Below are 3,222 nucleotides of genomic sequence, written 5' to 3'. Positions count from 1 at the left end.
GCGCCGCGCCGCCGCTGCCGTCTTCCGCGCCAGGGTCACCGCCGTCCGCTTCTCCTGCGCGGTCTTCTTGGCGTCGGCGAGGCGCTCGGCCAGCTCCGCCACCCGTTGGGCGGCCCGCTCCGAGTCCCGCTCGGCCTCCCGCAGCGCCCGTTCGGCCTGTGCCAGCGCCTGTTCGGCTTCTTTCGCCTCCGTACGCGCCTTTTCCCGCGCCCTGTCACGCGCCCTGTCACGCACAGCCCGTCGCTGCTTGCTTTCGGCGTCCTCGCGGGGCTTCGCGGCCGGTCTGGTCTTTCCGGACACGGGCTTCGGCCCGGTCTTCGCGGGGCCGGTTTTCGCGGACACAGACTTCGCGGGTACGACTGCCGCGGTGAACCACTCCTCGGCGGATCCCGGAGCGAGGGAGGTGCTGAGCCTGGCCGCCCGCACCGCCTGCGCCGCGCGGGAGTCCGAAACCGCCGCTTCGAAGGTTTCCCCGAGTTGCCGTTCGGTCGTGTCACCGACCCCGTAACCCGCCTTGCGTGCCAGCCAGTGCGCCCGCTGCACGAGCAGGCCGACGAGTTCGTGCCGTTCCTGGGACAGCGCGCGCAGTTCGTCGCCCGCAAGCCGCTGGTGCGCGTCGCGCAGGGCCTCACCGAGCTTCGCGAGCCGGTCGATCTCGCCGGGGCAGGAGCGGGCGACCTGGTTCACCAGCCAGGCCGCGACGGTCGGTTTGCGCAGGCCCGCGATGCGCTTCACGAGCTGCCGGTCTCCCCGCGCCTGCCGGGCGCGTTCTTCCCGGAGTGCGGTGAATTCCTCGCGCCTGGCGGCGTACAGCTCGTCCGAAACCGACTCGAAGTCCACCTTCCCGATTATGGGTCAGCGCTGGACACCGGTCAGGGCGAAGAACTCCTGGCGGGACCGGGCGTCGCTGCGGAGGGTGCCCAGCAGGGTGGAGGTGACCGTGGTCGAGCCCGCCGCCTGCACACCCCGCAGCGTCATGCAGGTGTGTTCGGCTTCGATGACCACCCCGACGCCCTTGGGGCTCAGCCGCTGGTCCAGCCAGTCCGCGATCTGCTTGGTCAGCCGCTCCTGCACCTGCGGGCGCCGGGCGAAGTGCTCGGTGACGCGCGCGAGTTTCGACAGGCCGAGGATGCGTTCACCGGGCAGGTAGCCGACGTGGGCGATGCCGGTGAAGGGCAGCAGGTGGTGTTCGCAGACCGACCGCAGCGGGATCGACCGGGCGAGCACCAGTTCGTCGTAGCCCTCGTCATTGGGGAAGGTGGTGAGGTCGAAGGGGCGCGGGGTGAACAGGTCGGCGTAGGCCTTGGCCATCCGGCGCGGGGTGTCGCGCAGGCTCTCGCCCTCGGTGTCCACGCCGAGCGCGCGCAGGAAATGGCCGGCCGCTTCTTCGGCGGCGGTGAGATCGATCTCCGCCGGGGCCGGGACCACAGGCAATGCCGTGTTGAGGGACACCGCGGGCACCTCGTCTCTGAAAGCCGCCAATTTCACCAAAGACTATAGGCGTTATTCTGGGCTGGTGGCAGCGAATGTGAGCCGGTCGATCAAGGCGATCGCCGCGCTCGAAGACGGGCTGCGCGCCAGGATGTACGGCTACGTCCGCGCGGCCCGCCGTCCGGTGACCCGGGACGAGGCCGCCGCCTTCGCCGGGATCAGCCGCAAGCTCGCCGCCTTCCACCTCGACAAACTGGTCGGCGTGGGGCTGTTGTGCGCCGGATACGAGCAGCTCGGCGGCGTGCGCCGGGTGGGCCGCAGGCCCAAGGTGTACCGGTGCACCGACCTGCACGTGCGGGTCGAGATCCCGGTCCGCAGCCACGATCTGCTCACCGCGGTCCTGCTGGACGCGGTGCTCGACGCACGCGAAGAGGAGTGTTCCCGTGACGCCGCGCTGCGGGCGGCCAGGGCCCACGGCGCCCGGCTGGCCGTCCGGTGTGCCGGGACCGCGGACCCCCTCGGGGCGGCGGAGAAGGTGCTCGCGGACCACGGTTTCGAGCCCTACCGGCCGGAGCCGGGCTGCCTGCGCCTGCACAACTGCCCGTTCCGCCCGCTGACCGAGCGGGCACCCGAACTGGTGTGCGGGCTCAACCACGCCCTGCTGACCGGCTTCGGAGACGCCACCGGCGTGCGGGCCGTGTTCGGCCCGCACGCCGGCGAGTGCTGCGTGGAACTGCGGTCTCAGGCCAGCCTGGCGTAGACCACGATGTTGTCCTGGTAGCTGTGCTCGGCATGGTCGAACACGCCACCGCAGGTGATCAGCCGCAGTTCCGGCTTGTCCGTGTTGCCGTAGACCGCGTCGGACGGGAACTTGTCCTTCGGCACCTGGGTCGTGCGGTCGACGACGAAGCGGACGTCCTTGCCGTCGCTGCGGGTCACGAGGATCTCGTCACCGGGGGCCAGGTCCTTCAGCTTGAAGAAGACGCCCGGCTGGTTGTTGCCGTCCACGTGCCCGAGGATGATCGACGGCCCGACCTCGCCGGGGACCGGGGACAGCCGGTACCACGCCGCCTGCATCGGCTCCTTGACCGAAGGCACCGCGATTTCGCCGTCCTTGTTCACCGCCACGGTGATCAGCGAAGAGTCGGCCCCGATCTTGGGGATCTTCACCTGCGTGGGGCGAAGCTTGTCGTACGGCTTGGTCACCGAGACCGAGCTGGCCGGGGCAGCCACGGTGGGTTTGGCGTCGGAGCCGCACCCGGTGAGCGCGAGGCTGAGCAGCAGGGTGGCCGCGAGCGCGCGGCCACCCCGCCGGAAGAGGATGTGCATCTGCCGGAATCCGCTCAGCCCTGCGCGGTGCCGCCGAAGCCGGTCTCGACACCGGACTTGGGCGCGTAGGCGACCTGCGCCTTGCCACCGTTGCTCTTCTGCCAGTTCTTGGCGTCGCCGGAACCCGGGACCGGCGCGACCGCGGCACCGCCGCCGCTGGCGCTGCCGCCGGGCTGCTCGCCGCCGCACTTCCAGTCGGCCCAGATGTTCTTCTGGTCGGCGAACAGCTTGCCGTCGTGCAGCTGCACCAGGTAGTCCCAGTAGCGGCCGTCCTGCTCCTCCTGGTACGGACCGTCGACGACGTCGAAGTCCGGGGAGGTGACGCCGGTGGGCTGGCCCGCGGCGCAGGCGATGACCAGCACGCCGTAGCCGTCGCCGAGGTCGATGCCGAAGCCCGTGTCGTCCTTGTAGGTCGGTTCCTGCGAGGTGCTGGAGGTCGGCTTCTCGGTGGTGGTGCTCGGC

General features: G+C 70.8%; 4 protein-coding genes and 1 pseudogene. 1 reads left to right on the top strand and 4 read right to left on the bottom strand.

Going from position 1 to position 3,222, the window contains the following annotated elements; translation table 11 throughout:
* Together FNH05_RS35205 and folE are read right to left on the bottom strand one after the other, a co-directional pair.
* The coding region (locus FNH05_RS35205; protein WP_144593169.1) for a hypothetical protein at positions 1–840 on the bottom strand (840 nt) is incomplete at its 3' end.
* A gap of 15 nt (positions 841–855) precedes the next feature.
* Positions 856–1,452, bottom strand: a complete 597-nt coding sequence (gene folE / locus FNH05_RS35200) for a GTP cyclohydrolase I FolE (protein WP_144593168.1) — start codon at positions 1,450–1,452, stop codon at positions 856–858.
* A gap of 64 nt (positions 1,453–1,516) precedes the next feature.
* Between folE and FNH05_RS35195 the strand changes: the two genes are divergently transcribed.
* The gene (locus FNH05_RS35195) at positions 1,517–2,191 is read left to right on the top strand and encodes a helix-turn-helix transcriptional regulator (protein ID WP_246128135.1); all 675 of its coding nucleotides are present in this window, start codon (positions 1,517–1,519) and stop codon (positions 2,189–2,191) included.
* Here the strand turns inward: FNH05_RS35195 and FNH05_RS35190 are convergent.
* On the bottom strand, positions 2,173–2,760 hold the full coding sequence (locus tag FNH05_RS35190) for a class F sortase (RefSeq protein ID WP_144593167.1): 588 nt from the start codon (positions 2,758–2,760) through the stop codon (positions 2,173–2,175). The two genes, FNH05_RS35195 and FNH05_RS35190, sit on opposite strands and share 19 nt — an antisense overlap.
* A gap of 14 nt (positions 2,761–2,774) precedes the next feature.
* Positions 2,775–3,222, bottom strand: a pseudogene (locus tag FNH05_RS38555) (hypothetical protein); the annotation flags it as partial.

The sequence above is a fragment of the Amycolatopsis rhizosphaerae genome (assembly GCF_007713715.1).
Lineage (GTDB): Bacteria > Actinomycetota > Actinomycetes > Mycobacteriales > Pseudonocardiaceae > Amycolatopsis_E > Amycolatopsis_E rhizosphaerae.
This window is presented reverse-complemented; position numbering and strand designations above follow the sequence as displayed.